Origin of the sequence: Mycobacterium sp. (assembly GCF_049647605.1) — a bacterium.
In the GTDB taxonomy this organism is placed as follows: Bacteria; Actinomycetota; Actinomycetes; order Mycobacteriales; family Mycobacteriaceae; genus Mycobacterium.
In genome coordinates this window covers 1-22654 of the sequence record NZ_JBARXZ010000242.1, presented here as the reverse complement: position 1 = coordinate 22654, position 22654 = coordinate 1, and the positions used below count along the sequence as shown (strand labels likewise).

The following is a 22654-nucleotide window of genomic DNA, read 5'->3' as shown; positions in this document are numbered from 1 at the left end:
GCGCACGCAGCCGGGCCAGCTCGACGTCGCGCCGCTGGTTGGCGGTCGCGATCGCGGTGTCGGCCTCGGCCTGGGCCACCGAGCCGGCCTGTCGGGCCTTGGCCGATTGGATCTGCGAGTCCCGCTCGGCCTCGGCGGTACCGACGGCGGCGTCCCGCTTGACCTCGGCGATGCGCCGCTGACCCAGCGACTTGAGGTAGTCGTTGGCATCGGAGATGCCGGCGATCTTGAGAACGTCGACCTCCATGCCGATGCGGGCCAGATCACCGCCGGCTTCGTCGACCACGCTGCGGGCCAGCGAGTCGCGATTGGAGTTGAGGTCCTCGACGGTCATGGTGGCGGTGATACCGCGCAGACTGCCGGCCAGGATCTCGTTGATCTGCCGTTGCAGGTTGTTGAGGTCGGAGGTCAGGAAGCGCTGCACCGCGGTCTGCACGGCCTCGTCGGCCGAGCCGATCCGAACCAGGCCGACGGCCTCGACGTTGACGGGGACGCCGTTGTTGGACAGCGCGTTCTGCAGGTTGATGCTGACGTTGAACGGTTCCAGGCTCATGATGTCGACGCGCTCGATCCCGGGAACCCGGAACCGGGCACCGCCGCGGACCACCTTCGGCGTGCCGCGACCGGTGAAGACGGCAACCTCGTTGGGCGGCACCTTGATGTAGTTCTTCACATAGACCAGCGGCAGTGCAACGAACAGCAGTAGTGCGGCGACGGCGGAGACGATGACGATCATGAGCAAGGACACGGGTTCTGGAGCCTTCCGATCAGTTCGGGAACTGCGGGTCTGGAACAGCGACGACGTGCAGATAGTCGGCATCCACATCGGCGATGTAGACACGGGTGGATTTGGTCAGGGCGGCGGGTTCGGCGGTCACCGCCCGAGCGCGGACCCGGTTTCCGTCGGCGTCGGCGAAAGTGACCTCACCCCAGCTGTCGGGGAGGATCTCCAGGGTCACGGTGCCCAGAAGCCCGACGTAGGAGGTGCGCCCGCGTTGGGAGTTGGACTGCTGCTTGCGCAGGTACGGCATCACGACGCCCTGCAGCAGCAGTACCAGCGCGGCGGCGGTGCCCAGCGCGACCAAGCCTGCGCCCAGGGTGTTGACACCGGCCCAGGTGCTGATGAGACCGCCCGCACCGGCACCCAGCACTCCGGCGGACAGACTTGTCAGACTGAGGAACGGCAGGCCGTCATGGGTGCCATGGCCGAAGTCGGCCAACAGTAACGCCGACAGCACCGCGATTGCGCCGACGGCGAACGCCGCCACATAAACAGCGGTCATCTGGGCCCCCTCGCCGTCATCGGCTCCATCTTTGCATCTCCCGGGCGGTGCTGGTGGCGATGGTTTTGGAGCCTGGCCACCGAGCGGGTATCGTGGAAAAACGGTGCGGCTATCGCGCCGGCTCTTTGCGTGCTCCTTCTGCAGATTTCCCCTTTGGGGCCACTGTAGAAGAACTTCTGGAATGTCTCATTCCCGGTTCACGTTGGTAGTCGGTGGCGTGCGCTGTGCCGAGTCGGGCGCAAAATGCGAACGTTGTATGACACGAAACCGATAGCAAGGATCGCTGAAGAGATATGGCAAAGAAAGACGGTGCCATAGAGGTCGAGGGCCGCGTGGTCGAGCCTCTGCCCAATGCGATGTTCCGCATTGAGCTGGAGAACGGACACAAGGTGCTCGCCCACATCAGCGGCAAGATGCGGCAGCACTACATCCGCATCCTGCCCGAGGACCGTGTCGTGGTGGAGCTTTCTCCCTACGACCTGTCCCGGGGCCGCATTGTGTACCGCTACAAGTAAATGTCCGACTGACCAACCGCAAACCAGACAAGAACAGGATCGAACTGCCGTGAAGGTGAACCCGAGCGTCAAGCCGATCTGCGACAAGTGCAGGGTGATCCGCCGGCATGGGCGGGTCATGGTGATCTGCTCTGATCCGCGCCACAAGCAGAGGCAAGGTTAGTCAGGCGCCCACCAGCACCTGGCCAATCACCGGCTGATCTACCCACAACTGAATGCAGAACTCCCAGCACCACTGAGCAGCAGGCGCGCCAGCGCCATCAAGACGATTTCACCACTGCTCATCCACGTCCGGCACGGAGGCCGGACCCCGAAACAGACGGGGAACGGGCTGGGACAAGACCTCCGCGACAAGAAGGAAACACTGCCTGATGGCACGTCTCATGGGCGTCGACCTCCCGCGCGACAAGCGCATGGAGATCGCGTTGACCTATATCTACGGCATCGGCCGTACCCGCTCCCAGGAGATCCTGGCGGCGACCGGCATCGACCGGGACCAGCGCTCCAAAGACCTGACCGACGACCAGGTGTCGCAGCTTCGCGAGTACATCGAGGGCAACCTCAAGGTCGAGGGTGACCTGCGCCGCGAGGTGCAGGCCGATATCCGCCGCAAGATCGAGATCGGCTGCTACCAGGGTCTGCGGCACCGCCGCGGCCTGCCGGTGCGCGGCCAGCGGACCAAGACCAATGCGCGTACCCGCAAGGGCCCGAAGCGCACCATCGCCGGCAAGAAGAAGGCCAGGTAACCCACGATGCCACCCGCAAAAAAGGCCACGGGCGCTACTGCTGCCCGGCGCGGCAAGACCACTCGCCGCAAGGAAAAGAAGAACGTTCCGCACGGCGCCGCTCACATCAAGAGCACGTTCAACAACACCATCGTCTCCATCACCGACCCCCAGGGCAATGTCATCGCCTGGGCGTCCTCGGGTCACGTCGGCTTCAAGGGTTCGCGTAAGTCGACCCCGTTCGCCGCGCAGCTGGCTGCCGAGAACGCTGCCCGCAAGGCGCAGGAGCACGGCGTGAAGAAGGTCGACGTCTTCGTCAAGGGCCCGGGTTCGGGCCGCGAGACCGCCATCCGCTCGTTGCAGGCCGCAGGCCTCGAGGTCGGTGCGATCTCCGACGTCACACCGCAGCCGCACAACGGCTGCCGTCCGCCCAAGCGGCGCAGGGTCTAGGGAGGACTAGGAAATGGCTCGTTATACCGGACCCGTAACCCGCAAGTCACGCCGCCTCGGCGTCGACCTGGTTGGCGGTGACCAATCGTTCGAGAAGCGCCCCTACCCGCCCGGCCAGCACGGCCGCGCGCGGATCAAGGAGAGCGAATACCGTCTGCAGCTGCAGGAGAAGCAGAAGGCTCGCTTCAGCTACGGCGTGATGGAAAAGCAGTTCCGTCGCTACTACGAAGAGGCCAACCGCCTCCCGGGCAAGACAGGTGACAACCTGCTGCGCATCCTGGAGAGCCGTCTGGACAACGTGGTGTACCGCGCCGGTCTGGCCCGCACCCGCCGTATGGCGCGTCAGCTGGTCAGCCACGGGCACTTCACCGTCAACGGTGTGAAGGTCGACATCCCCAGCTACCGCGTGTCGCAGTACGACATCGTCGATATCAAGGACAAGTCGATCAACACGCTGCCGTTCCAGATCGCGCGGGAGACCGCTGGTGACCGCCCGATCCCGGCATGGCTGCAGGTTGTCGGCGAGCGTCAGCGCATCCTCGTGCACCAGCTGCCCGAGCGGGCCCAGATCGACATCCCGCTGACCGAGCAGCTCATCGTCGAGCTCTACTCGAAGTAACAGTCCTGCCCGGCCCTCTTGTGGGGCCGGGCCAGGATCCACTTAACGGCATCAAATAGCGGTTGCCGAGAAGGAGAACACAACACCATGTTGATTTCACAGCGTCCCACTCTGGCCGAAGAGGTCATTGCCGAGAACCGGTCGCAGTTTGTCATCGAGCCGCTGGAACCCGGTTTCGGTTACACCCTGGGCAACTCGCTGCGGCGCACGCTGCTGTCGTCCATCCCGGGCGCAGCGGTCACCAGCATCCGCATCGACGGCGTGCTCCACGAGTTCACCACCGTTCCCGGAGTGAAGGAAGATGTCACCGACATCATCCTGAACCTCAAGAGCCTGGTCGTGTCGTCCGAAGAGGACGAGCCGGTCACCATGTACCTGCGCAAGCAGGGCCCCGGTTCGGTCACCGCCGGTGACATCGTGCCGCCGGCAGGTGTGACGGTGCACAACCCCGACATGCACATCGCGACGCTCAACGACAAGGGCAAGCTCGAGGTCGAGCTTGTTGTCGAGCGGGGCCGCGGCTATGTCCCCGCCGTGCAGAACAAGGCCTCCGGTGCCGAGATCGGCCGTATCCCGGTCGATTCCATCTACTCGCCGGTCCTCAAGGTCACCTACAAGGTGGAGGCCACGCGTGTCGAGCAACGCACCGACTTCGACAAGCTGATCCTCGACGTCGAGACCAAGAACTCCATCAGCCCGCGTGACGCCCTGGCCTCGGCCGGCAAGACGCTGGTCGAATTGTTCGGTCTGGCACGGGAACTCAACGTCGAGGCCGAAGGCATCGAGATCGGGCCGTCGCCGGCCGAGGCAGACCACATCGCCAGCTTTGCGCTGCCGATCGACGACCTGGACCTGACGGTGCGGTCATACAACTGCCTCAAGCGCGAGGGTGTGCACACCGTCGGCGAGCTCGTCGCCCGCACGGAGTCGGACCTGCTGGACATCCGCAACTTCGGCCAGAAGTCCATCGACGAGGTGAAGATCAAGCTGCATCAGCTGGGTCTCTCGCTGAAGGATTCGCCGGCCACGTTCGATCCGTCCGAGGTTGCCGGTTACGACGTCGCCACCGGCACCTGGAACAGCGATGCCAGCTACGACCTGGACGACAACCAGGATTACGCCGAAACCGAACAGCTCTAACACATCCCGTCCCGGTCCTACCTGATACGGGGGCCGGCCCCATTTAGGAGATAGTCGCAATGCCCAAGCCCACCAAGGGTGCACGCCTCGGCGGTTCGTCGTCGCACCAGCAGGCGCTGTTGGCCAACCTGGCCACGTCGCTGTTCGAGCACGGCCGGATCAAGACCACCGAGCCGAAGGCGCGGGCACTCCGGCCCTACGCGGAGAAGCTGATCACCCACGCCAAGAAGGGCACGCTGCACAACCGGCGTGAGGTGATGAAGAAGATCCGCGACAAGGATGTGGTGCACACCCTGTTCGCCGAGATCGGGCCGTTCTTCTCCGACCGCGACGGTGGCTACACCCGGATCATCAAGGTGGAGGCACGTAAGGGCGACAACGCCCCCATGGCCGTCATCGAACTGGTGCGGGAGAAGACGGTGACCTCCGAAGCCGACCGGGCCCGTCGGGTCTCGGCACCCAAGGTGACCGAGGTTGTCGAAGAGGCAGCCGAGGAGACCACCGAAGAGACCGCGGGTGACGAGGCCGTCGAAGAGACCAAGGCCGAGGAAACCGCTGAAGCTACCGAGGCTGTTGCCGAGGATGACAAGAAGTCCTAGCGATAACGCTGCGAGTGTGCCCGCCATCGAATCCGGTGGCGGGCATACTCGTCTTCGGTTGGAAATCGCTTACGACGGAACCGAATTCGCCGGCTGGGCCAGTCAGGTCGGGCAGCGCACGGTAGCCGGTGTGCTCGAGGAGACACTCTCGACGGTGTTCCGGGTGCCGCTGGTGGTGTGCGCCGCCGGCCGCACCGACGCCGGTGTCCACGCCACCGGGCAGGTGGCCCATGTCGACATCCCGGTAGCGGCGGTGCCGGCGGCCTATCCGCGGACGCCGCGTCCTGGAGAACCGGAGTTCCGGACGTTGGTCCGCCGGCTGGGCAAATTCCTGCCTGCCGATGTGCGGGTGCGTGACATCGTGCGTGCGCCGGCGGGTTTCGACGCACGCTTCTCCGCGTTGCGCCGGCATTACCGGTACCGGCTGTCGACGGCACCCTATGGGGTGGAGCCGCTGCAGGCGCGCTACATCACGGCGTGGCCGCGGCCGCTGGATGTCGAGGCGATGAGGGTGGCGTCGCAGCACCTGTTGGGGCTGCAGGATTTTGCCGCGTTCTGCCGGCATCGTGAAGGTGCGACCACCATTCGTGACCTGCAGGCGCTGGAGTGGCAGCAAGACGGCGACCTGATCACCGCAACGGTGACCGCCGACGCGTTCTGCTGGAACATGGTGCGTTCACTGGTCGGGGCGGTGGTGGCGGTGGGGGAGCATCGCCGGCCCGCTGACTGGCTGGGCGGCTTGCTCGCCGAGACCCGGCGGTCCAGCGATGTCGCGGCCGCACCGGCGCGCGGCCTGACGCTGGTGGGTGTGGACTACCCGCCGGACGACGAGTTGGCCGGCCGGACGCTGGTGACCCGCGACCGGCGGACCCTCTAGACGCGGGCTGCCACGAAGTCGGCTGCCTGGTTCACCATTCCGCTGTTGATGTACGCGGGCTGAAGGTGATCGGACCAGTTGTTCTCCCAGGTGTTGGGATCGGCGGGGTTGCAGATCGGGTCGGCGCCGTGGCACAGCTCGATGGTCCGTGCCCCGTACACCGGGCTGAAGTTGCTGATCGGCCCGACCCAGGCCGCACCGTTGCCGAACAGTGCCACTGCGGCGATCTTCTGGTCCATGCCCGGCGGTAGCGGTTTGTCGAACCCGAAGAACCCGAACGGCACTGCCAGTACGACGTCGGTGACGGCCGCACCCAGCGAATAACCGCCGAGCACCTGGCGGGTGTCGGGGCAGCGGCCGGCCATGTCCTGGATGCGTGAGCTCATGTCGTTGGCGCCGACGTCGATCTGGTTGTCGGCCGGGTAGTTCACGGAGTACAGATTGATGTCCTTGCCGGTCTTCTGCCGCAGGGCACTGACAAAGGCGTTGCCCAGCTGGCCGGCACCGGCCGGCTCGTTTCGGCCACGGGCGAAGATCACTTCGACCTGTGGACACGGCGCTGCGGCGGCAGTGGGGATGGCCGCAGTCAGGCCAGGTGTCACCACCGGAGCCACCACAAATGTTGCTGCAGCACCGAGTGCCGCCCAGAATGACCCGATCGTGCGCCCGACTCGCATGCATCTCATGTTACGGAACCTGGCGGAGTGCGCCAGGTGGCTCGGTGTCAGAGCTTGCCGGCGGCAAAGATTGCAGCCTTGTTGACCAGGCCGGAGTCGACGTAGGCGGCCTGCAAATGGTTCGACCAGTCGCCGGCCCAGGTGTTGAAGTCCATGTTCTCACTGCAGATCGGATCCGAGGCGTTGCAAAGGTCGATGATCTTGTGTGTGTAGCTGGGGACGAATTCCGACATCGGGCTGCCCAGCACTTTGCTGCTGCCATTGCCGAACAACGCCACCGCTGCGATGTAACCGTCGCTGCCCAGTGGCAGCGGGTTGTCGAACCCGAACATCGGACCGGGGATCGCCAGGACCATGTCGGTGACCGCTGCGCCCAGCGAGTAGCCGCCGAGCACCAGGCGGGTTCGTGGACAGTTGCGCGCCATGTACTGGATATGCGAGCTCATGTCGTTGGCGCCCTGGTCCACGCCGAGGTTGGCGTCGTAGTCGACGGGGTAGTAGCCGATGTTCTTGTCGCTCTTGGCGCGCAGCGCGTTGACAAATGCGGTGCCGACGATGCCGGTGCCCGCCGGTTCTTCGCGGCCGCGCGCAAACACGACCTGGACCTGAGGGCACTGCACGGCCTGGGCGGTGGGAACCATCGAACCTGCCGGGAGCGCTGCCGGCGCCGCAACCAACAAGGTGGCGGTGACAAGCGCGGCGCATGCCGAGGCGAGAAACCGCCCAACCTGCCTGTGACAGGAGTGGCCCATGTTGTGGATGTTAGCGTGCGACGGGTACGGGTCCCGGTTCGGCGGCGGGCGGGGTCAGAGCCGCGCCGCGATGAAGCCGGCGGCCTGGGGTACCAGAGGGGTCCGTTCGTAGCTGGTGTGCGCAAACGGGTTGCGGCCGTCCGAGCAGATCGGGTCACCTTCGTTGCACACATCAATCGCCCGGCCCGCAAACCCACCGGATCCTGACAACGGCACCCCGAACTTTGCCGACGGATTGCCGAACACCGCTGCCGCGGCGACATTGCCCGACACGTTCGACGGCAGCGGCGGGGCCGATCCGACGTCGCCGACCCGGTTGCCCAGTGGCGGGATGCCGGCAAGCATGTCGATCACCGCGGCGCCTTGCGAGTAGCCTCCGAGCACGATGCGGGTGCCCGGGCACTGCTGCGCCATCAGCTGGATGCGGTTGGTGGCATCACGGGCTCCGTCGGCGGCGCCGAGGAAGTCATAGGTGGCCGGGTAGTTGATCCCGTAGGTCCCGACCGTCCGTCCGCCCGCCTGAGCGCGCAGTGAATCAGCCAGTGCTTCCCCGACGCGTCCGATGCCGGGTGCTTCGCTGGTGCCGCGGGCGAACAGTATCTCGACATCGGGGCACGGCGGCTCGGCACCTGCGGTTGGCAGGCCGGCCGACGGTAGAGCCGCCAGGCCCGCTGTCATCGCGACCGCCAGGGCCGGCAGCGTGCTGCGCCCGATGGCGCGGGCCGTCCGGCGGAGAAATGACGGGTGACCCGTGTCGTGGCTCATGTTCCTCATAGTCACATACCGTTGGGACTCGGCCGAATTCACAGGTGTCCGGCGACGAAAGTAGCGGCCTGGCTGGTCAGCCCGGCCGGGCCGTAGTTGCTGTGCGCGAGGATGTCCTCGCCACCGGAGCAGACCGGATCGCCGACGTTGCACAGATCGATCGAGCGGGGGCCGTAGACGGGGCTGACGGTCAGCGGCAGCCCCACCTTGGTGGTGGGGTTGCCGAACACCGCCAGCGCGGCGATGTGGGCCGGAACGTTGGGGGGCAGTGGGGCGTTGAACCCGATCGCCGGGAACGGTACGGCCGCGAGAACATCGATGATGGCCGCGCCCTGGGAATAACCGCCCAGGACCAGGCGGGTGTTCGGGCAGTTGTCGACCATCCACTGGATGTGGCCACTGGCGTCGTTGGCTCCGCCGGCGGCAGCCAGGAAGTCATAGGTGGCCGGATAGTTGACGGCGTAGGTTCCGACCGAGCGGCCGCCGACCTGGCCACGCAGGGAGTCGACAAACGCGCTGCCGACCCGGCCCAGGCCCGGAGGTTCGTCGGTGCCGCGTGCGAACACCACCTCGATATCGGGGCAGGGCTCGGCCTGGGCAGCCGGGATCATCGACGGAGGCGCCACGACCAGCGTCGCAGCCGCCACCATGAGTGCCGCCAGCGCGCCTGCTGCCCTGGGGAAGAGTCGAGAGAAGGTCACCGCGCATCCGTGGCTCGTCACAGCAAACATGTTAGCCGTTCGCCACACTTTGTCGCGGCGGGATCGTGTCGTCGTCAGCCGGAAAGGCTGCGATCGGGCTGCTCGGGGAGCTCCGGGGGGACGGCATCCGGCCAGGTTGCGGCCGTCACCTCTGGGGAACGGTCACCTGACCGGGCCAACGCCAGACCGAGCAGGACGATGAGGCCTCCGACGCCCTGGGTGAGATTGATGGACTCGCCGACCAGCAGCCACGCCCAGAGCACGGCGAACAGGACTTCCGAGAGTCCCACCAGGGACGCGAAGCTGGGCCGCAGCCGGGCGATGCCGGCAATGCCGAGAGTGTAGGCGATCGCCGTTGGCAGCAGGGCCAGCAGCGCCACCGGCACGATCCACGATGTGGTGAACCCCGCGACCACCACTTCATTGTCGGTGAACACCAGCGGCATCAGACCCGACAGTCCGAGGCCGCCGACTGCCACGGCGCCGACGATGAGACCGCCCGCAGCCAGTGCGATGGCATCGAGTCCGTTGCCGTCGGTGCTGACCTTTTCGCCCATCAGGAAGTAGCACGCCGCGCAGATCGCCGCCGCGAGTCCCCAGGTGATGCCGATACCGTTGACGTGGGCCGAGGACAGCCCTTCGAAAACGCCGAGAACCAGCATGATGCCGATGATGGCGGTGCCGACTCCGATGAGCGTCCGGTTGCCGGGCCGACGCTTGGTGCTTGCCCACACCCAGCCCACCACCAACAGCGGCGCCGTGTATTCGAGGAGTAGCGCAACGCCGACCGACAGGTGGGAAACAGCGTTGTAGTAGCACAGCTGAGCGCCGGCGATCGGGATCAGGCCGTAGAGCAGGACCACTCTGCGGTGCTGCAGGGCTTGCCGGAACCAGCCGGGCCTGGCCGCGGTGGCGAAGGCGGCCATGGCCAGAGCCCCGCAGGCAAGGCGGGCGGTGACCGCGGCAGTCGGGCTCCACCCGGCCGCCATCAAGGACTTGGCAAAGGGGCCGGACAAGCCGAAAGTGAAGGCCGAGCCCAGGGCAAACAGCATGCCGAGCCGGAACGTGGTGTCGGCGGGCTTGGTCAACAGCATGGGCCACCTCCTCGGGCGTCAACGGTGTAATGAGTAAAGTGAACTTTGGTCATGACAGTAGGGTTACGGGAGGTCAGGAGTCAAATGAATTTCACACATGACACCGAGCTCACGTTGCGCGAGGCGTGTGTGCTGGTCAACAGCGACCGGGTCGACGGCGAGCAGCTTGCGAACCAGACCGCGCTGGACGAGTTCCTGGTCAATTGGGGCTACACCGGACGCCGTGACCACGACGACGCCGAACTGGAGGCCGTGCACCGATTGCGGGAGCGGCTGGGAGCGATCTGGTCGATGGCCGACGACGAGGAACAGACCGTCGGTCAGGTGAACAAACTGCTGTCCGACACCCGGGCCGCGCCCTGGCTGACCCGCCACCCCGAGATGCCGGAATGGCATCTGCATCTGGCCTCCATCGATGATCCGCTGGCTCAGCGGATGGGTGCCGAGATAGCGATGTCCTTGGCCGACCTGATCCGGGCGGGGGAGCTGCGCCGGCTCAAGATCTGTGCCGCACCCGACTGCGACGCCGTGCTGGTCGACCTGTCGCGCAACCGGTCCCGCATGTTCTGCGACACCGGCAACTGCGGTAACCGCCAGCATGTCGCCGCCTACCGCGAACGGCACGCCAAGGAGGACTGACGGCGGCGGCCTGCGCAGCGGAAAGGCCGGCCCGAAGCCCGGTGCCGGACCTGCTGCTCGGGTAGCGTCATCGACCATGCGCGCTGGACAGCGCGACCTCGACATCGTGATCTACGGGGCGACGGGTTTTGTCGGGGGACTCACCGCCGACTACCTGGCCAGGACGAGGCCGCATCTGCGAGCCGGGTTGGCGGGACGCTCACCCGATCGGTTGCGTGCGGCCCGAAACCGCCTCGCGACACCCGGCCACGACTGGGAGATCACCGTCGCCGACCTCTCCGATCAACGGGCCCTGGCTGCGATGACCGCCCGCACGGCAGTGCTGATCAGCACCGTCGGGCCCTACAGCCGGCACGGGTTGCCGTTGGTCGAGGCCTGCGCGGAGACGGGAACCGACTATGTGGACCTCACCGGTGAGGTCCCGTTTGTGCGGCGCAGTATCGAACGCTGCCACCAGCGTGCGTCACGCAGCGGCGCCCGGCTGGTGCATTCCTGTGGATTCGATTCGATTCCGTCGGACCTCAACGTCTACGCGCTGCACCGCCGCGCGGTGGCCGAGTCGGGTGGTGACCTGTTGGACACCACATTTGTGCTGCGAAGCTACTCCGGCGGCTACTCCGGCGGATCGGTCGCGACGATGATCGAACTGATGCGGCTGGCCAAGAGTGACCCGGCGATGCGTGCGGTCCTCGACGATGTCTACAGTCTGAGCCCGGACCGTGGCCACGAACCCGATCTCGGCGCCCAACCGGACCTTTGGGTGCGCAGCGGCGGTGAGATCGCACCCGAGCTGACGGGATTGTGGACCGGCGGATATCTGATGGCGCTGTACAACACTCGCTGCGTGCGGCGCACCAATGCGCTGCTCGGGTGGCGGTACGGGCGAAACCTGCGGTATTCGGAGACGATGAGCATGGGTTCCTCGCCGATCGCCCCGATGCTGGCGGCGGCGATGAGTGCCGGCGTCGGGCTGGCGGCGCGGTACGGGGGCCACTACTTCGACGCGCTGCCAACCGGATTCGTCGAGAGGCTGACACCGGACCGGGGTGCCGGGTGTGACACCGGCAGCGGGGGTTATTACAAGGTGGAGACCTACACCACGACCAGCCGGGGTCACCGGTACGTGGCGTCGATGAGTCAACGGGCCGACCCGGGCTACTCCGCCACAGCCGTGCTTCTCGGTGAGAGCGCTCTGCTGCTGGCCACCGAGCGTGACCGGCTGCCGGCTCTCGCCGGAGTGCTCACCCCAGCGGCTGCCATGGGAGACGCCCTGCTGCAACGACTACCCGAAGTGGGGGTGAAACTCTCCGGCGCACGGCTGTACTGATCGCCGTCACGGCAGGTAGAAACCGCGAATCCGGTGATACCGTCCCCGCCCCAGAAGGGCGTTGGCGGCCTGTAGTCCCGAGATCACGGCGGCTTCGATGCAGCCGGCGTTGATCCCGGAGTCGGTCCAGTCACCTGCCAGGAACAGGTTGTCGTAACCGCTCTCGTCGGGGCGCAGCCGAAATCTGTCCGAGCCGGGCACGGATTGGACGTACCGATCCGAGGGGTCGACATTGACGCTGACATGCTGGGTCGCCAGAGCGGCGCCGCCTTCGAGTGCACCGGCGCCGCACAACAGCGACCACGTGAACCCGGCCCCGGTGACCGCCCCGGGCAGGAACAAACCCAGATGGTGATCGAGATGGTTTCGGGCCGTGGTGATCACACGCTGTCGGCAGTCGGCGAGGTACTGGTCGTGATCGACATCGGTGGGCCACTCGGCATCGAGCACCCCGCAGAAGTAAGCGACGGTCTGAGGTCGGTCGGCGGCGGGCCAGTCCTCGGCCCACAATGTCTGTGGCATCGAAGCCCAGGTGTCGAACGGTGCGACGTACCCGCTGGTGGTGACGCCTGGACGATCCCATCCCATTTCGGATTCCGTTGGCCGCAACCATAATTGAAATGACTGGGTGGCCACCGTGCGGACCTGGTTGACCATATCGGACCAGTCGGGGCTGTCCTCGATCAATTCCTGGGCGATCAGTGGAATCATCCCCAACGAGGTCGCCAGGACCACCTGGTCGAAATCGGCGCCCCGCCGCAGCTGTCGGATCTCGACATCGTGCCGGCGACCGAAATGCGTCTCCACGCCGGACGTTTGCCGACCGGGGTCGAGCTGGTCGGTCAGTAGCTCGTCGGGAAACACCGGCAGGCCCCGGCAGGTGATCAACGGCTCGTAGCGGTCCGCGCCCGCAGCCAGCTCGACCTGTCGTCCGACAGCAATTCCCTCGACCCGGGTGCGTCCGGGATCCAGCTGCAGCGAGTCCACCCGGTGGAAGAACTCAAAATCCACGCCGCGGCGCCGCAACGCCTGGTAGAGCGGCGCGATCACCACGTCGCCCATCCCTGCCGTCATCTTCCAGAAGAACGCGCCCCGATACTGGAACAACGCAATTCCGGTCAGTAGCACCGCCGTTCCGGCCGCCAGGGCGCGGCGATCACAATCTCCGTCGACGTACCCGAAGACCATGTCGTACAGGCCGCGGATCAGGGGATGGTCGAGGACGTCGGGGTGGGCGCCGTGGCGCAGCAGCCAGTCTCCGTACTCTTCGTCGTTGATGGCCCGGAAACCCTGTGGGTCACTGATCAAGTCGTCGCTGAGCAGGCCACGGGCGGTGGCCGTCAGCAGGGAGGCCAGCAACCAGAACCGGCGCTGCTCGGGTCGACGCTCACCGTCGAGCTCCTGGCGGAGCTGCTCGGCGGGCACGCCCAGCAGGCCCGCGCGCAGCGCCTCTGACGTCGGTGCCACCGACAGGGAGGCCAGGACCGCGAAGACGCTCCGGCGGAGCATGTCGACGACAGTGTCGCCGTGCGGTGCGGGGGTGGTGGTCAAGACCAGACCGGGACTCCCACAGGGGTGTAGTGAGTCGGCAAAATCGAGTAGCAACTCCAGGGCGCGACGCACGAATTCGACCACGGTGAGCTCGCGGCCGGTGCTGTCGGGCTCACCCGGCAGGTCCCGGTTTCGGCGAAAGCGCCCCGACCACACCTGCCAGTCGGTGCCCCACTTGTCGGCCATGCCGAGTTCGTCGGACGGGATCAGAGCCTGGTCCCAGGTCTGAATCGGTGCCGCCGGATCGGTGGTGGCACGGTCCAGCTCGGCATAACACTCGCGAAGCAGGGCGAACGCATTGTCGTAGGAGCCCAGCCAGACGTGCAGACCGTGTTCCTCGATCCGGTCGTGAATGCCGCGGCTGGAGGCGCCCTTGCCGCCGAGCCGCCAGCCCCGCTGAAACAGCGTGATCGATTCCAGATGGTCCCGCCATCCCGGTTCACTGAGGCGCCAGGCGGCGCTCAGTCCCGCCATCCCGCCGCCGAGGATGACCACCTTGTGGCGCCGAGTCACCTCAGCAGTGTTCGGGCACGGGCCAGATCAGGCCAGGACTGCTCAGCGGGGAAACGGCTCAGTGCTTGGTGCAGACTCTCGCGGGCCGGCTCGCCGAACACCTCGACATCATCAGCGGCACAACGGAGTTCAAAGGTGTAGGCACCCTGGTCGCGCGCCAGTTGGGTGGCTTTTGTCAGGATGTGATGCTTGGTCAGCCGATCGTCGTAGGTGTGGGCGCGGATCCGCAGCAGCTCCGCATCGTAGAAGTGGATGCCGGTGTCCTCGGCCATCTGCAGCGCGAGGTCGATCCGGTCGCGACCGGCCTCGGCCATCCCGGCGGCGATCAGGACCCGGGCCAACACCCCGTCGTAGCAGGCAAGGAAGGTTTTTGTCCCCGCGGCCCGCCAGCCGTCGACGACGGCGGTGTTGGCGGCGATGTGCTCCTGGAGTGTGTCGGGACCGGCCCGGCCGGTGGCCAACAACATCCGAGCGCCCACCGAAGCCTGGTTGCAGGCCGCGATCATCACCCACTCGTCGAAGCCGTTGGCCTCGCCACGACGGGCCACCTCGGCGACCAGCGCCGCGGCCCGATCCAGCTGGCCGGCCTCGATCCTGGTCAGGGTCTCGACCGCGCGGGCATAACACAGCGTGAACGGGCCGTGCGGGAAACCCAATCTCTGGCAACGACTCTCGATCTCGGCGAACGCAGATTCGGCGGCCGTCAGGTCACCCTGGATGAATCTGAGAAATCCGACCAGGGAGTAGGCGCCGGCCAGGGGATCGTTCGGGGCGAACCACGCATCCTCGATATCACGTGGCCCGAGCCGATCGATCGCCACGATCGTCGACTCGAGAGTGGCTCGGGCGGTGTGGAAGTCGCCGCGGAACATGGCCAAGGAGCCGGCCACCGAATCGTTGGCAACGCGGTACCAGTCCGGCAGGTCGCCGCGCCGCGCTCGCAGCGCGGTGACCAATTGTGTTGCGCGCCGCAGGTCGCCGCGGGTGGCGTAGTAACTCCACAGGGCGCTCAGCGTGGCATACAGTTCGACGCTGGCCTCATCGCCGATCAGTTGCAGGCAGCGCTCGAACTCGGCGGCAGCCTCGGGGCTGGCATGACCGTGAGCCACCGACGTGAGAAACCCACGCTCGAGCCGGATCTCGATCTCGTGTCGGTCCCTGGCACGTCCCGGGTCCAGCCGACTCGTGCAGTCCAATGCGTGGCTCAGATGGGTGAGCGCCTCGGCCAGGGCACCGCGATGGCGGGCGTTTGCCCCGGCTTTCTGAAAGGACACCGCCGCCTCGGCGAACCGGTCGGCCTGAAGGTAATGGTGGGCCACCAACGGCCACTCCGGTGGACTGTCGGCTGCGATCGTCACCAACGCGTCGGCGATGCGGCTGTGCAGGCGCCGGCGCAGGGTGGGAGGCACCAGCTCGGCAGCAACCTCGCGCAGCAACTCATGGTGGAACCGCCAGCTGGTGGCGTCGATCGATCGCAGCACCCGGCTGCGGGCCAAGCCGTTCAACAGCTCGGCCACCGACTCCTCGTCGGTATCGATCACCGAGGACAGCAGCCGCCGGTCGATGCGGCTGCCGAGAAGCGCCGAGATCTCGATGACCTGCAATGAATTCCGGCTGGACTGCAGCCGGGCGATCAGCGCCTCGTACAGGGTGTCGGGCACCTGGGCAGAACCGCTTTGGTCGCCGGGCTGAGCCTTGAGTTTGGCGACGACCTCCTCGATGTAGAGCGGAATGCCGTCACAGCGTTCCTGCACCGCTCGGCGTGCGGCTGCCGCCAGCTGCGGGTGCAGCGCGTGGATGAGCTGATCGGCTTCGTCGTCGCGCAGCGGTGTCAGTTCGAACGTCCGGACCGCGGGGTTCATCGACGTTTGTCCGCGGTCGGTGATGACGATCAGGGTCCGGGTGAGACCTTCGGCCAGCAGCGCCCGCACCACCTCGGTGGTGTCCTCGTCGAGCCAGTGGAAGTCCTCGATGAGCACCAGACCCGGGCCGGTGGACAGGCAGGCCAGCAGATACTCCTTGACGGTGCCGACTATCCGCTCGTAGAGCCGCCCACCGGACGCGGTGGCGGGTTGGTAGCCGCTGCCGGGTCCGATCCCGATCACCGGGGCCAGCAGTGGCACCGCGGTGTCCGGGTCCATCGACCGGCGCTTGATCTCCGCCTCGAGCAGCCGCAGTGACTCCGCACGGTCGGCCCCACGGCTGATGCCACACCGGATCTCCAGTAGCCGTCGCACCGGCCGCAGGCCGACCTCGGTGTGGAAGGGCGAGCCGAACAACGACAACACGACAGCGCCGGATTTCTCCGCCAGATCCACCGCGGCACCGGCGAGCCGGCTCTTGCCGATGCCGCCCTCACCCGTGAACGCCACTCCCGGGGGCGTCAGGGTGCCCGATTGTGCCTGAGCCCAGCATGTTTTGAGGTACCGGTGCTCGCGGGTGCGGCCCACCAGCGGACCGCGGACCACCGAGGCGAGGTCGCGCTCGTCGAGCACCCGGTAGTAGGTCACCGGACCGTCGACACCCTTGACGGTTTTGGGGGATTGTTCCTGGAATTCGAACTCGTCCCGCACCACTTTCTGGATGGCGGCCGACACGGCAACCGTGCCGGGCTCGGCGAGGCTGCAGATGCGCGCGGCGAGATTGACGCCGAGCCCATACACATCGTCCTGGGCGGTGTCGAGGTAGATCATGCCGCGATGGATACCGACTCGCACATCGATGTCGAAACCGAAGCGGCTGCGGACCCGTGCACTGAGCGCGCTCACTTCCCGGGTCAGGTCCAGCCCGGCATGAACGGCCCGGTGTGCATCGTTCTCATGGGCCTGCGGATGGCCGAAGATCGCCAGCAGCCCATCACCTTTGGTGGATCCGATATGGCCCGCGTAGTGACTCACCACCTCGAGGACCAGGTCCCGGTAGGAGCCAACCACCGTCCGATAGACCTCGACATCGATGCGCGTCGACAACGCCGTCGAATCGACAAGATCGACAAAAAGCATTGTCAATCGCCGTATCTCACCGCCGTCGACCGGTGTGGACAACAGATCTTCGGCGTCGGTGTTGCCGCCGTCGACCGCAAGCACCTGACCGGCGAGGGCGTCGGCAGCGGCTCGATCACCGCGGTTGATCGCCGCCACCGCGCGGTCGAGAAGTTCGTCGATGTTCGGCGAGGACGGCCCGGGCGTCATCAGCGGTCCCGGCTCACAATCCGGCTCGCACGTAGATCTCCTGCCGATACTCGGGTGCGGTCTCGACGTTGGTCAGGACCAGGAAACCCGTGTAGTTCGAGCCGATGTAGCGGTGATCCTTGACGTACAACCTGACGTGATCGGCGCCGGCGGCGAGACACTCCGGTATGACCCCGATGCACGAGCCGTCGACCCGTGTTCGGTCGAGCCCCAGCCGGGTGAATGTGGTGGGCCGGACGTGGCGCGCAAACGCCACCGGATCGATCTGGATCCGTTCGGACGGCTGGGGATCACCGGCAACGGCAAGCCCCCACCACGGATAGGAGGTACTTGCCTCGATGAGGGCCGCGTACGCCCGGACCTGCACATCGATCAGGTTGTGGACGGTGCGGATCCAGCCGTCCAGGCCCCAGGTTCCGGCCTTGTCGGCCACTGCCGCCTCGTCGGCGATGGTGTTGATCTGATGCAACAGGGCCCGGACCGTGTTCTCGTAGCGGCCGAACTTGCCATCGGCTGCCGCGGGCGGTTGCTCGGCGGCCCCGGTCTCCGGGTAGCGCGGCCGGTCGACGGCGTCGAGGAACTCTTTCGGCGCCTTCACCAGCTCGGTGCCGACTTGCTTGCTGTAGTCGGCGATGTCGTCGAACCGCAGCTGCCCGGCCGCGAACTTGCCGGCAATGCCGAAGTATCCGCCCGCCAGTTTCCCGATGGATCGGGTCCAGGTCTTGACCGCGGTGGTCGCCACATGATCGGCGGTCGTGGAGGTGCCCCCGGCCGGCTCGGCGGCACTCGGCTCGGGGGCGGGGCCGTAGTAATCGAACGGCACGGCCTCGGGATAGGGGGCGGCCGCCGCACCGAACAGGAATTCCTGCGATGCGGTGCCGTAGCCCGTGAGACACACCAGCCGGGCCTGCGCGTACGGCAGCAGCCCGGTGATGTGCACCACTTTGCGGGTCCGCACTCGCACACCGGGATCCTCGGGATTGCTGGTGGTGGCCCACATGTTGATGTAACCGCGGTCCACGGTGACCAGGCCGTCACCCTGGTACAGCCTCGACTCGTCGAGGTCGTAGTCCAGCCGGGCTTCGCCGAGCGCCAGGAATTCATGCGTCCGGTACTTCAGCGGCGTGCGTAGCGTGCGGCTGCCGTCGGCGCTGCAGAATCCGACGGTCTCCAGAACCCGTCGCCAGCTGTCGGGGCGTTCCGGGGCGCCGCAGGTTCCCATGTTGCAGAAGAAGTCCCGGTAATTGTGGTGCCAGTTGTAGGGATTGACGACGGCTTCGAGCTGGTTCAGCGAAACGGAATCCGAGTGGCATTCGGTGTCGATCAGGACCGATTCGACACCATCGACATCAACGATGGTGGACTGGCACAACGGGATTCGAACCATTTGCTGGTCGATCCAGTTGTTGGACGCCGAGTAGGTGCGGAAATCGTAGTAACGCAACCGGTCGGGGATGCGGAACTGCACTTGTTCGATGAAGTCGGCGCGCACCTGTGCGGCCCTGGTGCTGCGTTCCTCGAAAGTTGCTGTTGCCGGTCCCAGTACGGTGAGCGCGTCGATCAGCGAGTCACTGAAATCGGAACCGGTCAACGAGGAGAACCGGGATGGCCCGGACACCTGTTGGACACGTGCAATCGCTGTTACAGCAAAATACAGGCGGGACTTCTGCGCGGCGGTGAGCCGGTGGCCGTCATCCCGGTCCTGACGGGCGATCTCGGCCAGCGCCCGGTCCAGGTCAGGTGTGCCGCGGGCACCGGCACCGAAGAAGAAGCTCTCCACCTGGCCGTACCAGCCGGAATGGGCCGTCGCGGCCGGCAGAAATGCATCTATTGTGGACGTGATTGTCGGGTCGTCGGTACGGTTGGCCACCTCGTCGAGTGCCCCGAAGACTTCCAGTAGCGAACGCAGCGCTGCCATTGCCCCTCCTGGCCCGATTTGCGCAGCTAGCATACCGGGGAAGCGGGTGGTTGGGGGCGGTGTTCACGACCTGAGGGGGCTGCGGTGGACAGTGGTACGGCCAACGGTGTCGACGGTGCCGTCCCCTGGGCAAAAGTCTTCGATTCCACGGCAAATCGACGTGCCTTCAGTGCTATCCAGGCGGAGGGATTGCGTGCCGCCAGCGAACTCGTCGACCGATTTGTCAGGCTCGCGGCCGACGGGCTCGGCGGCACCGGGCCGGCGCTGTCGGTGGCGCCGCCGCTGACACAGGATCAACGCGCCGACGTCTTCGGCGCCACCGATATGGAGCCGTTCCTGCGCACCTGGTGGTCACTTGTCGGTCAACCGCTCTTCGGGGCGGTCGGCACGCCACCGGACGGCGCGGCGGGCTCCGAGGCCGGCGGTGACGCCGCGTCCGTAGACCTCGCCACCGCCCGGGCCATGGGGCGCCTGGAGTTCGACGCGCCGCCGGGTGCACAGGTCAGCGCGGTGCTGTGGATACACAACATCACCGCCGAGGATCACGGTGAGATCGGGGTGCGGTGCAGTGATCTGCTCAGCGACCAGGGAGCGGTGATCGCTGCGGCGGCGGCCAGATTCGCCCCGGAGCGGGTACCGATGCCGCCCAGATGCAGCCGCGGGATCGAGATGACCCTCGATGTCGGTGAACTTGTCGAGCCGGGCCGCTACCGCGGGACGGTGCTGGTCACCGGGCACCCGGATGTCTGGTTACCGGTTTCGCTCACCGTCCGGTCCGCTGACGCGTGACCGAGCCCGCTGAGACCGGCTGGTCGGCCGGTGATTTGGTCACCGAGGTCGAGGACACGTTGCGGCACGTCGGCAAGTCGGTTCGGCGGGCCATGCTCGACGCCATGCCCGACGGGGAACCACACCGGTGGCTCTACCGGCCGATGCGGGAGTACCCCACCCGTCCCGGTAAGGCGTTGCGGCCGGCGCTGTGCCTGTCTGCCGGACAGGCATTTGGGGCACGACCCGACGACATGTTGGGTATCGCGGTGGCGATCGAGCTGTTGCACAACGCATTTCTGGTACATGACGACATCGCCGACGGCAGCGAGATGCGGCGGGGCCGGCCCACGCTGACCGCGCAGCACGGGATGGCAGCCGCGCTCAATGCTGGTGACGGGCTGGCGATCGTGGCCAGTCAGGTGCTGCGGCGGGCGGTGCGCCGACTCGATCGAGACCTTGCCGATCTTGTCATGTCCGAATTCGACACCATGGCCATGCGGACGCTGGAGGGCCAAGCCACCGAGATCGGTTGGCAGAACGACAATGTCGACGACCTCGGGCCGCAGGACTATCTGGCCCTGATCATGCACAAAACCTGCTGGTACACCACCATTCACCCGTTGTGTGTCGGCGCGATGGTGGGTTCCGGTGGCGCCGTCGATCCAGCTCCGCTGGTGCGCTTCGGGTTCCACTTCGGTGCCGCCTTCCAGATCCGTGATGACTTGCTCAACCTGATCGGCGACCAAGACACCTACGGGAAGGAGATCCTCGGCGATCTCTACGAGGGCAAGCGCACGCTGACGCTGGTTCACTTGATGGACACGGCAGCCGGTGCGGACCGGGAGCTGGTGCGGGATTACCTGCGCCGGACCCGGGCGCAGCGCAGCCCCGAACTCGTCGCCCGGATCCGGGCACTGATGGACGACTACGGCAGCATCACGTTCACCCGCGAGTACGCCGAGGGGATTCTGCTGGTGGCCGAGGAGCTGTTCGAGTTGGCCTTCGCCGCCGCCGAACCGGGGCCCGATCTCGATTTCCTGCGGTCGCTGGTGCCGTACGTGTGGGCACGCTGGCGGTGACTGCCTGTGGATGACGGGTGACGCGGGAACGTGGCCGCGCCGTAGCGTGGTCCGGTGGCACGACCTTCGAAACGTTTGCACGCCAGCGGTCAACGCTTCTTTGCGCGCCGAATGGAACAAGCGCTGGCACATCACGACGTGCATGCCGACGGTGATTCGCCGCGAGCCCAGTCGATCTCGATGATGGTCGGCGTCATCGGCGCCGCACTCGTGGTGGCCGGTTACGGGGTGTTCGCCGTGGCCCGGCCACAACCGCAGCTCGGTTCGGCAGACCTGGTGACAGTGCCCGACAGCGGCGCAGTGTACGTCCGCGTCGACGACGTTGTCCACCCCGTCCTGAATCTGACATCGGCACAACTGATCACCGGGACCGCGGACAAGCCCCAACAGGTCACCGAGGCGGCCATCGCGGGGTCGGCGCGCGGGGCCCTGCTCGGTATTCCGGGGGCTCCGGCAATACTCGGGTCGCCGCTGGCCGCAGCGGAATCCCGGTGGACCGTGTGTGATCACGAGATGACCACGGTGATCGCCGGGCCGCTGGCGGCCCAGGCCCGGCCGATGGATGCCGACGGCGCCATCTTGGCGGTGGGTCCGTCCGGCACCACCTATCTGCTGTACGGCGGCCGCCGCGCCCGTGTGGATCACAACGACCCGGTGATGATCCGGGCACTGGGCATCGAAGGTGTTGCGCCGGTGCGGCTGTCGCCGACGTTGCTGGATCTGCTGCCGGAGGTGGCGCCGCTGCGGGTACCGCGCATTCCGGAGACCGGCATGCCCGGACCCGCCGCGCTGCCCGGGTTCACCGTCGGCGAGGTGGTGCAGGTTCGGCAGCCGTCCGGGGACGAGTTCTACGTGGTGCTGCCCGGCGGTGTACAGCGGGTCGGCCAGGTTGCCGCCGATGTGGTCCGGCGCACCCAGGCCAACACCAGTAGCGCGGTCACCGCGGTCGCTCCGGCGGTTGTGGGCGCCCTGCCGAGGCTGGGCACCCTGGCGGTCGAGAGCTTCCCGGAGCGCCTCGGCGCGGTCAGCGGGGCCGCCACGGGGGCGGTGTGTGTGTCCTGGCACGACGGCGTCACCGACTTGATCCGCGGTGAGCTGCCGGTGACCTCCGATCAGGTGCCGGTCCGGCTGGCGCAGGCCGATGCCGCCGGACCCCGCACCGACGCGGTCTACCTGCCTGCCGGACGCAGCGCCTTCGTGACCGACGGAGCCGTCACCGGCGCCGGGTGGCTGGTCACCGAACTCGGTGTCCGATTTGGTGTCCCCGACCCGGAGGCTGCCGGCGCGCTGGGGATGGCAGACCCGCTGCCGGTGCCCCGCGCGGTTCTCGACGCTCTCCCGGCCGGACCCGAGCTGAGCCGCAGGGCGGCTCTCACCGTGTGGGACGGGATCGCTGCCGGCGGGTCATAGCCGCCAGCCCGGCCAGCACCAGGCTGCACAGCCCTGCGCCGACAAGCGCCGTCGTGCG

The 22654-nt window shown here is 66.8% G+C and carries 23 protein-coding genes; 13 read left to right on the top strand and 10 right to left on the bottom strand.

Going from position 1 to position 22654, the window contains the following annotated elements; all coding sequences use genetic code 11:
• Positions 1–736: flotillin family protein (locus tag WBB07_RS30015; RefSeq protein ID WP_526313520.1), on the bottom strand; the 736-nt coding region annotated here is incomplete at its 3' end.
• Positions 737–767: 31 nt separating this feature from the next.
• The gene (locus tag WBB07_RS30010; RefSeq protein WP_526313514.1) at positions 768–1283 is read right to left on the bottom strand and encodes an NfeD family protein; all 516 of its coding nucleotides are present in this window, start codon (positions 1281–1283) and stop codon (positions 768–770) included.
• A 293-nt stretch (positions 1284–1576) separates the two neighbouring features.
• Between WBB07_RS30010 and infA the strand changes: the two genes are divergently transcribed.
• From infA to truA, 8 genes are all read left to right on the top strand, one after another.
• Positions 1577–1798, top strand: coding sequence for a translation initiation factor IF-1 (gene infA, locus WBB07_RS30005; protein ID WP_003418601.1), 222 nt, complete (start codon positions 1577–1579; stop codon positions 1796–1798).
• Positions 1799–1847: 49 nt separating this feature from the next.
• A complete protein-coding gene (rpmJ, locus tag WBB07_RS30000; protein WP_003879483.1) occupies positions 1848–1961 on the top strand; it encodes a 50S ribosomal protein L36 in 114 nt (37 codons plus the stop codon).
• A gap of 208 nt (positions 1962–2169) precedes the next feature.
• Complete coding sequence (gene rpsM, locus WBB07_RS29995; RefSeq protein WP_526313512.1) at positions 2170–2544, top strand: 30S ribosomal protein S13; 375 nt, start codon at positions 2170–2172, stop codon at positions 2542–2544.
• Positions 2545–2550: 6 nt separating this feature from the next.
• A complete protein-coding gene (gene rpsK / locus WBB07_RS29990) occupies positions 2551–2973 on the top strand; it encodes a 30S ribosomal protein S11 (RefSeq protein ID WP_526313510.1) in 423 nt (140 codons plus the stop codon).
• A gap of 13 nt (positions 2974–2986) precedes the next feature.
• The gene (gene rpsD / locus WBB07_RS29985) at positions 2987–3592 is read left to right on the top strand and encodes a 30S ribosomal protein S4 (protein ID WP_526313509.1); all 606 of its coding nucleotides are present in this window, start codon (positions 2987–2989) and stop codon (positions 3590–3592) included.
• An 87-nt stretch (positions 3593–3679) separates the two neighbouring features.
• On the top strand, positions 3680–4732 hold the full coding sequence (locus WBB07_RS29980) for a DNA-directed RNA polymerase subunit alpha (protein WP_526313507.1): 1053 nt from the start codon (positions 3680–3682) through the stop codon (positions 4730–4732).
• A 59-nt stretch (positions 4733–4791) separates the two neighbouring features.
• On the top strand, positions 4792–5331 hold the full coding sequence (gene rplQ, locus WBB07_RS29975; RefSeq protein ID WP_526313505.1) for a 50S ribosomal protein L17: 540 nt from the start codon (positions 4792–4794) through the stop codon (positions 5329–5331).
• Positions 5315–6208 carry a tRNA pseudouridine(38-40) synthase TruA gene (gene truA, locus WBB07_RS29970; protein ID WP_526313503.1) on the top strand — a complete coding sequence of 298 codons (894 nt, stop codon included), beginning with the start codon at positions 5315–5317 and terminating at the stop codon, positions 6206–6208. Before rplQ ends, truA begins: the two co-directional genes overlap by 17 nt.
• Here truA and WBB07_RS29965 read toward each other — a convergent pair.
• The 5 genes from WBB07_RS29965 to WBB07_RS29945 all read right to left on the bottom strand — a co-directional run bounded on the left by WBB07_RS29965 (position 6205) and on the right by WBB07_RS29945 (position 10197).
• Positions 6205–6885: a cutinase family protein gene (locus tag WBB07_RS29965; RefSeq protein WP_526313501.1), complete on the bottom strand. Its 681-nt coding sequence runs from the start codon at positions 6883–6885 to the stop codon at positions 6205–6207. The genes truA and WBB07_RS29965 overlap by 4 nt on opposite strands.
• Before the next feature lie 47 nt (positions 6886–6932).
• Positions 6933–7637, bottom strand: coding sequence for a cutinase family protein (locus WBB07_RS29960; protein ID WP_526313499.1), 705 nt, complete (start codon positions 7635–7637; stop codon positions 6933–6935).
• Positions 7638–7691: 54 nt separating this feature from the next.
• A complete protein-coding gene (locus WBB07_RS29955) occupies positions 7692–8315 on the bottom strand; it encodes a cutinase family protein (RefSeq protein ID WP_526313518.1) in 624 nt (207 codons plus the stop codon).
• A gap of 125 nt (positions 8316–8440) precedes the next feature.
• Positions 8441–9052, bottom strand: a complete 612-nt coding sequence (locus WBB07_RS29950) for a cutinase family protein (protein WP_526313516.1) — start codon at positions 9050–9052, stop codon at positions 8441–8443.
• A 125-nt stretch (positions 9053–9177) separates the two neighbouring features.
• Positions 9178–10197, bottom strand: coding sequence for an EamA family transporter (locus WBB07_RS29945; RefSeq protein ID WP_526313497.1), 1020 nt, complete (start codon positions 10195–10197; stop codon positions 9178–9180).
• Positions 10198–10281: 84 nt separating this feature from the next.
• Here WBB07_RS29945 and WBB07_RS29940 point away from each other — a divergent pair, with 84 nt between their 5' ends.
• On the top strand, positions 10282–10836 hold the full coding sequence (locus WBB07_RS29940) for a CGNR zinc finger domain-containing protein (RefSeq protein ID WP_526313495.1): 555 nt from the start codon (positions 10282–10284) through the stop codon (positions 10834–10836).
• Between the two features lie 76 nt (positions 10837–10912).
• A complete protein-coding gene (locus WBB07_RS29935; protein ID WP_526313493.1) occupies positions 10913–12163 on the top strand; it encodes a saccharopine dehydrogenase family protein in 1251 nt (416 codons plus the stop codon).
• A gap of 6 nt (positions 12164–12169) precedes the next feature.
• Here WBB07_RS29935 and WBB07_RS29930 read toward each other — a convergent pair whose 3' ends face one another.
• The 3 genes from WBB07_RS29930 to WBB07_RS29920 are packed head-to-tail and all read right to left on the bottom strand — an operon-like array spanning position 12170 to position 19336.
• Complete coding sequence (locus tag WBB07_RS29930; RefSeq protein ID WP_526313491.1) at positions 12170–14227, bottom strand: FAD-dependent oxidoreductase; 2058 nt, start codon at positions 14225–14227, stop codon at positions 12170–12172.
• The gene (locus WBB07_RS29925) at positions 14224–17418 is read right to left on the bottom strand and encodes an ATP-binding protein (RefSeq protein ID WP_526313489.1); all 3195 of its coding nucleotides are present in this window, start codon (positions 17416–17418) and stop codon (positions 14224–14226) included. The genes WBB07_RS29930 and WBB07_RS29925 overlap by 4 nt, the downstream gene beginning before the upstream one ends.
• Before the next feature lie 13 nt (positions 17419–17431).
• Positions 17432–19336, bottom strand: a complete 1905-nt coding sequence (locus WBB07_RS29920; RefSeq protein ID WP_526313487.1) for a hypothetical protein — start codon at positions 19334–19336, stop codon at positions 17432–17434.
• Positions 19337–19420: 84 nt separating this feature from the next.
• Here WBB07_RS29920 and WBB07_RS29915 point away from each other — a divergent pair, with 84 nt between their 5' ends.
• Genes WBB07_RS29915 through eccB form a run of 3 tightly spaced genes read left to right on the top strand, consistent with a single transcriptional unit; the run spans position 19421 to position 22596 of the window.
• A complete protein-coding gene (locus tag WBB07_RS29915; RefSeq protein ID WP_526313485.1) occupies positions 19421–20125 on the top strand; it encodes a hypothetical protein in 705 nt (234 codons plus the stop codon).
• Positions 20122–21186 (top strand): polyprenyl synthetase family protein, encoded by a 1065-nt coding sequence (locus tag WBB07_RS29910; RefSeq protein ID WP_526313483.1) that lies wholly within the window; start codon positions 20122–20124, stop codon positions 21184–21186. Before WBB07_RS29915 ends, WBB07_RS29910 begins: the two co-directional genes overlap by 4 nt.
• Positions 21187–21240: 54 nt before the next feature.
• Positions 21241–22596, top strand: a complete 1356-nt coding sequence (gene eccB / locus WBB07_RS29905; RefSeq protein ID WP_526313481.1) for a type VII secretion protein EccB — start codon at positions 21241–21243, stop codon at positions 22594–22596.
• Positions 22597–22654 lie beyond the last annotated feature (58 nt).

Coding starts and splice junctions, on each gene's coding strand:
- WBB07_RS30010 (WP_526313514.1), bottom strand. CDS start 1,283: ATGACCGCTGTTTATGTGGCGGCGTTCGCCGTCGGCGCAATCGCGGTG.
- infA (WP_003418601.1), top strand. CDS start 1,577: ATGGCAAAGAAAGACGGTGCCATAGAGGTCGAGGGCCGCGTGGTCGAG.
- rpsM (WP_526313512.1), top strand. CDS start 2,170: ATGGCACGTCTCATGGGCGTCGACCTCCCGCGCGACAAGCGCATGGAG.
- rpsK (WP_526313510.1), top strand. CDS start 2,551: ATGCCACCCGCAAAAAAGGCCACGGGCGCTACTGCTGCCCGGCGCGGC.
- rpsD (WP_526313509.1), top strand. CDS start 2,987: ATGGCTCGTTATACCGGACCCGTAACCCGCAAGTCACGCCGCCTCGGC.
- WBB07_RS29980 (WP_526313507.1), top strand. CDS start 3,680: ATGTTGATTTCACAGCGTCCCACTCTGGCCGAAGAGGTCATTGCCGAG.
- rplQ (WP_526313505.1), top strand. CDS start 4,792: ATGCCCAAGCCCACCAAGGGTGCACGCCTCGGCGGTTCGTCGTCGCAC.
- truA (WP_526313503.1), top strand. CDS start 5,315: ATGACAAGAAGTCCTAGCGATAACGCTGCGAGTGTGCCCGCCATCGAA.
- WBB07_RS29965 (WP_526313501.1), bottom strand. CDS start 6,885: ATGCGAGTCGGGCGCACGATCGGGTCATTCTGGGCGGCACTCGGTGCT.
- WBB07_RS29960 (WP_526313499.1), bottom strand. CDS start 7,637: ATGGGCCACTCCTGTCACAGGCAGGTTGGGCGGTTTCTCGCCTCGGCA.
- WBB07_RS29955 (WP_526313518.1), bottom strand. CDS start 8,315: ATGACAGCGGGCCTGGCGGCTCTACCGTCGGCCGGCCTGCCAACCGCA.
- WBB07_RS29950 (WP_526313516.1), bottom strand. CDS start 9,052: ATGGTGGCGGCTGCGACGCTGGTCGTGGCGCCTCCGTCGATGATCCCG.
- WBB07_RS29945 (WP_526313497.1), bottom strand. CDS start 10,197: ATGCTGTTGACCAAGCCCGCCGACACCACGTTCCGGCTCGGCATGCTG.
- WBB07_RS29940 (WP_526313495.1), top strand. CDS start 10,282: ATGAATTTCACACATGACACCGAGCTCACGTTGCGCGAGGCGTGTGTG.
- WBB07_RS29935 (WP_526313493.1), top strand. CDS start 10,913: ATGCGCGCTGGACAGCGCGACCTCGACATCGTGATCTACGGGGCGACG.
- WBB07_RS29925 (WP_526313489.1), bottom strand. CDS start 17,418: ATGACGCCCGGGCCGTCCTCGCCGAACATCGACGAACTTCTCGACCGC.
- WBB07_RS29920 (WP_526313487.1), bottom strand. CDS start 19,336: ATGGCAGCGCTGCGTTCGCTACTGGAAGTCTTCGGGGCACTCGACGAG.